At 46.7% G+C, this 5,107-nt stretch carries 7 protein-coding genes; 3 read left to right on the top strand and 4 right to left on the bottom strand.

Annotated features, from left to right (window positions below; genetic code table 11):
* From Q3A88_RS21490 to Q3A88_RS21925, 3 genes are all read left to right on the top strand, one after another.
* Window positions 1-94 (top strand): IS1 family transposase (locus tag Q3A88_RS21490; RefSeq protein ID WP_317177888.1); only part of this gene is annotated, 94 nt, incomplete at its 5' end.
* Window positions 95-805: 711 nt separating this feature from the next.
* A complete protein-coding gene (locus Q3A88_RS21485; RefSeq protein ID WP_410522775.1) occupies window positions 806-1,942 on the top strand; it encodes a tyrosine-type recombinase/integrase in 1,137 nt (378 codons plus the stop codon).
* Window positions 1,921-2,124 (top strand): hypothetical protein, encoded by a 204-nt coding sequence (locus tag Q3A88_RS21925; RefSeq protein ID WP_410522774.1) that lies wholly within the window; start codon window positions 1,921-1,923, stop codon window positions 2,122-2,124. The genes Q3A88_RS21485 and Q3A88_RS21925 overlap by 22 nt, the downstream gene beginning before the upstream one ends.
* A gap of 74 nt (window positions 2,125-2,198) precedes the next feature.
* Here Q3A88_RS21925 and Q3A88_RS21480 read toward each other — a convergent pair whose 3' ends face one another.
* The 4 genes from Q3A88_RS21480 to Q3A88_RS21465 form a co-directional block, all read right to left on the bottom strand.
* The gene (locus tag Q3A88_RS21480) at window positions 2,199-3,248 is read right to left on the bottom strand and encodes a macro domain-containing protein (protein WP_233991321.1); all 1,050 of its coding nucleotides are present in this window, start codon (window positions 3,246-3,248) and stop codon (window positions 2,199-2,201) included.
* Window positions 3,249-3,261: 13 nt separating this feature from the next.
* Window positions 3,262-3,909: a DUF4433 domain-containing protein gene (locus Q3A88_RS21475; protein ID WP_039308186.1), complete on the bottom strand. Its 648-nt coding sequence runs from the start codon at window positions 3,907-3,909 to the stop codon at window positions 3,262-3,264.
* A gap of 104 nt (window positions 3,910-4,013) precedes the next feature.
* Entirely contained in the window at window positions 4,014-4,847 is an 834-nt protein-coding gene (locus tag Q3A88_RS21470; RefSeq protein WP_317178625.1) for a DUF4942 domain-containing protein, read from the bottom strand.
* Between the two features lie 53 nt (window positions 4,848-4,900).
* A partial coding sequence (locus Q3A88_RS21465) for a hypothetical protein (protein WP_317178624.1) occupies window positions 4,901-5,107 on the bottom strand: 207 nt, incomplete at its 5' end.

Genomic DNA, 5,107 nt, shown 5'->3' with positions numbered 1-5,107 from the left:
ACTGAATCGTAAAACTATCGGGTACTCAAAATCAGTGGAAATGCATGACAAGATAATCGGCACATTCATCGAACGTGAACATTATCTGCAATGACCTGATCTACATATTGAATACGTGACCGTCGTTTCAATGTCAATGCTCATTACCAGCTTGTTCCGTTTACCAGTCAATAACTAGTACCAAGAGATGAACAAGGAGCTCTAAGTTCCCTGTCCATCCCGAGGTCCTGGCTCTTTACTTGAAGCCGCGGAACAAACTTTTTGATCCGCAACCTACTGGATTGCGGCTCAAAAAGTTTGTTCCGCAACTGTAAATGTAATCAATAAATTAGAGTTTGGCGCAACGCCCAACTAGATTTGACCAATCAGGTGGTAAATCCATAATACGCTAAAGAGCATTATTATCTTACGCCTTCCCCCACAAAATTTCAAATATGAGACGCAATTGAACTCATACAGGCTTTCGCTTTGTAGTGCTAAATTAAACAATTATTGTTGCCACAATTTTGCCATACCTACAACGCGCAAAATTGCACATGAGTGTTGAACAAAGCGAAACACTGAAATAGTAACTTGATGATTTTACGAGAAAAGATGGTGCCGATAATAGGAGTCGAACCTACGACCTTCGCATTACGAACTCAATAGACTGATGTTTCCCTCTGTTTCCCTCGTTCAAATATTGATGGTTTGTTTTTTAAAATCAAATAATTAATCAACATTTAGGTTTCCACTCGTTCGCTGCCGTTTCCCCTGATATCATGCTAACTGTGTACCCGAGAGTGTACCCCGAAAAGGACCCATTATGGCACTCATCATCACTCAGGATCGGCAGTTAGCTTCCCTTTCAGTTACTGAAGAAGAAAAAGAAAATGTTGTCTCAGTTAAATCAAAAGCGGGCGGGGGCCTCTACATTCGTGTTCGCCATGGCAGCGAAAGTAAAAGCTGGATTTATCGTTACAGGATCGCACAAAAGCAAATCAAGCTGACATTGGGTAGCTACCCGGCTATGGGGCTGGCTCAGGCTCGCCAAGCCCATGCTGAAGCCGCTGAGTTAGTAAAAAAAGGCATTGACCCTCGTTACGCCAGAAAAAATGAGAAACAGCAAAACGAGCAAATGCCAATATTCGCTGACTTGTGGCAAAACTGGTTGGCATTCAGAACAGAGAGCAAACCCATCAGCACTCGTACCATTGCCGACTATGAAGGCACCTATCGCCGCCATCTCGAAAAGGCTTTGGGTAATATGCGCGTTAACGATCTTTCACGTTCAGTCATTTTCGAGCATCTCAGTCGCGTGAGAAAGGACAGTGCAGAAGGGGTTCGCAAAGGGTTAATCATCCTGAATCTGACCCTTGATCATGCCACGTTGCAAGGGCTCATTGAGCACAACCCCGCTCGTTTGCTCAAACCTGCCATGTTTGGTGCATCAATGGGTAAACCGCGTGAACGTTGGTTACCGCAAGATGAGCTTCACATGCTTTGGCAAGTGCTGAATGAAGCCTCTATTGGCGGAGGTTCTGTTGCTGCGGGTGGTCGCGGGATCGCATCCAGCGTGGTGATGTCATTATCCGTTGCGAATGCACTTCGCCTGATCATATTCACGGGTGTTCGTCGGTCAGAAGCAGCAGAAATGCGTTGGGATCAAATTAACGGCGACCGTTGGACTATTCCTGCTACAAAAAATGGCAAAAGCCATATTGTCACACTACATCCCCACGCCCTATCCCTCATTCAAGAACAGCGCGTGATCACTGAAAGGGCGTATGTTTTCGGCTCCATCAGCAAGCCTGGATTTCCTATAACCGGTGATGCCCTCACACGTGCTTTGGAGCGTGTGAGATCAAATATCTTGCGGAACTTGCGCCCTTCTCTCCTCATGACTTACGTCGCAGCGTGGCCACGGGCTGTGCGGAATATTTGGATGCACCAGAACGCCTGATAGAGCTTCTGCTGAACCACGTTCCTAAAGATCGATTAATTCGGACTTATCAAGTTGGGCAACAAGCGGACAAACTGAAAAAGCTATTTCTACGCTGGGGTGATTTTATTCAACAGGAAATCATTAACCCATCGGTATCGATGCCAGATAATGTCGTTAAAGTTCAGTTTGGTGGTAAATAAAAAACAAATAAGGAGCATGGCTCTTAGTCTCCAGAACAGCAAGAGCCATGCAAGTATTTAAGCAAAAACTAAACCTAAGCAACGCTTGAAGTTAACCACCCTTTGCGATGCAATGTATCTACGGCTAAAGATATCTGACGCGGTGTGAACTGCCGCTTTCTCTCATTCCAGGCATAGATAAAATCAGTAACATCTTCAGGGGACGTCAGCGATTCATATTGCATTGTCCAGTGAACTGTTGAAAGTAGTTCCAGACCAAAAGGCGACTCAAAACCCTCCACCAAATCCGAGACTTTCTGAAAGCGGCGGTAAGTCTCTTCCTGCTGCTCAAGAAACGTTTTTGCCTCTTCTGCCACTCCGGGAACCAGCGAGAGCTGCTTATCAGGCATATCGCCGCCATCTGAATACCCAGAGATCATATGCCCTTCAATCGCGTTAAGCACATGCCGAAGGTTTTCCGCATAAGGCCCATAATGCGCTTTCTGGTACTTAAGGCGTAACGGTTCTCCAGATTCCTGCATGAAATACATCAGTTTATGTAATTCGAGTAAAGAGATGAACGGATCTAACAATCCATTAAGATAACGCTGCATCAGTTCAACCAGCGCGGCTCGCCCTGCCGTCATTTTTGGCACTTCTGTTTTATGAACCATACGTTCTGATGACGGTGCACCGTTGGGATCGTAAATCGCAATTTGCACGGACTCAAGCGGTTGAACGGCAGACTCAATCAGGGGCTTAACATCTTGCCAGTCCAGGCCGCCTAAGCCACTCCCCAATGGGGGGATGGCAATAGAACGAATATCATATTGTCGGATCACTGCAACCAGATCGTCCAACCCAGCAACGATATCTTCAAGGCGACTTTTTCCTTTCCAATGACGTTTGGTCGGAAAGTTAATGATATAACGCGGGTTGGTTAACTGCCCGGTCTCAAAGACAAACATTTTGCCAGGCACCACTTGTTCTGCTTTACAGGATGCAGCATAAGCTTTGAAGTTATCCGGGTAGGCATTTTTAAATTGCAATGCAATGCCCCGCCCCATTACGCCGACGCAATTCACAGTATTGATGATGGCCTCAGTCTCTGCCTGGAGGATGTCACCCTGTCTGTATTCAATCATTATGAAATCCTCATCAGTAGTACCATTCTCGTTTCACCTCAACAGGAGGACGATGCCCACCAAGCGGGATAATGTTAGCAACCTGCTGATAAATCAAAGGTGAATGAACACCGATGCGCTCAATTAAATGCCAAGGGAAACAGCGCTCAATCAAAAATTCAGCCTGTTTCGCCTCTTTAGTTCCATTACCACCGCTCCACTGATTACTTTGTATCGCGTCCCAGTTCAGCTCTCCAAGCTGGGATTGTTGACAACGATCTTCGAAATAAAGTGAACCGGCATTGGATAACGTAAACGCCCAACGTTGGTGATGTTGCTCTGCCCATGCCATGGTTGCATAGAGATCAGCTTCAAGATGCAAAATAGGCTCCTGACCACCACGGTATGCCAACTCTGGATGATTGGACCTGTATATCAGGTATAGCATGACAGAGCGGGGACAAAAATAAAAAGGTACGCATTGTCCCACATACAGATTGGGATGGTTTGTGAGCGTCAACTCATGGAGCCGACGCTGTTTAATGCTACTCATGCCTATCATTGTACCGGCACCATGACGAACCGAGATTTGCTCGTCAGACAACAACCCTTCGGCAATGATCGAATGGAGTCGATCAATGTGAAGGATGTGGTAAATCTTGGGACGTTCAGGGATCGGCATACAAACCAGCTCCTTTTAGCAATCCAATGCTAATCTGCCGCAATAATAACAAATTTTGGGGGAGGAAATAGGCATGAATACCACGCTTACCAGAAAGGAAGTGACTACCGTTCGGCCAACACCCCCGGATAATGTTTGGCAATAATGTCGTTCATCTGATCGATCAAGTCAGGACGTTTAAAGGTGAGATGCCCGGTGCCTTTCTGAAAGTAACGCACACTAAAGAACTCATCCTCGTATTCCTGCTGATGGGGATTATCACGGATATGGTCCATCAGCCGGATGGTGATATCGCCTCGGTTATCGGGGATCGGTTTGCCGTCCAGCAGATACAGCATACGCTCTAGATCGGCCAGTTGATCGCGTCGCCAGCCCCAGTTCAGGCCAAAGCCCCAACGATTGTAGGTCACCAGATTGCTGATGATGATTTTCTTACCGAAGTAGCAAGGGTGATTGGTCTTGTAATCCCAGGACAGCCCTTTGAATACATTGATTACCCCACGCTCGAATACCTCTTGTTTACTCTGATGAAATTGCTCAAAGGTGCTGAGAATATTGGCTTCGCTGATGACCGGTAGCTCACCCTCATCCAGATTTTTATGCCACTGGCTACGCGCTTCAGCATCCATCAGCGTCAACATGCCGGATTTCAACATCAGGTCGCGCCAGATATTACGATCCAGTGTGCGAATGATGGCGGGCATCGCCTTGTCAGGCATTTCTGTCAGCCAGCAGTCGTATCGATGCCCTTGCTTTAACGCCCAGTCTTCAGCGGTGCCTCCGCCAATAGTTGCTGTTAGTGTTGAGATCGCCCGTAGCTGGTTGAGAAGCTGTTCTATCTGTTGCAGCGCGGAATTACGTCCAGTAACGATACGTTCGATATTGGTCGAGCAGATCAGCTCGGTGTGTTCGGTCAAAACCTCGGGTTCACTTTGCATAGTTTGTGGTCCATACATAAAAGCAAATGCGCCAGCCGGTAAGGGCTGGCGCATTATGCATCGGGGAGAGAGATAAATAGGGTTGGTGTGGTGTTACTGGAAAACAGATCGGGATCTTTATGCCTTAAGTAAGCCTGTTGGGTCACGTATTCAACTCGGTGATCGTCAGGTAGAATGTTCATCTGTTTTCCTAAATATTTAGAAGAAGAGCCTGATGGCAACGGTTGAGGTAAAATGCCCGTTTTGTGAGCAAACAGACC

It is taken from the genome of Pectobacterium sp. HCp5_1 (assembly GCF_032905925.1).
GTDB lineage: Bacteria > Pseudomonadota > Gammaproteobacteria > Enterobacterales > Enterobacteriaceae > Pectobacterium > Pectobacterium brasiliense_A.
Note: the sequence above shows the minus strand (reverse complement) of the source record. Positions and strands in the feature narration are given on the sequence as shown.

Excerpts from the sequence above, each read along its gene's own strand:
- Q3A88_RS21485 (WP_410522775.1), top strand. The coding sequence starts at position 806 with ATGGCACTCATCATCACTCAGGATCGGCAGTTAGCTTCCCTTTCAGTT.
- Q3A88_RS21480 (WP_233991321.1), bottom strand. The coding sequence starts at position 3,248 with ATGATTGAATACAGACAGGGTGACATCCTCCAGGCAGAGACTGAGGCC.
- Q3A88_RS21475 (WP_039308186.1), bottom strand. The coding sequence starts at position 3,909 with ATGCCGATCCCTGAACGTCCCAAGATTTACCACATCCTTCACATTGAT.
- Q3A88_RS21470 (WP_317178625.1), bottom strand. The coding sequence starts at position 4,847 with ATGCAAAGTGAACCCGAGGTTTTGACCGAACACACCGAGCTGATCTGC.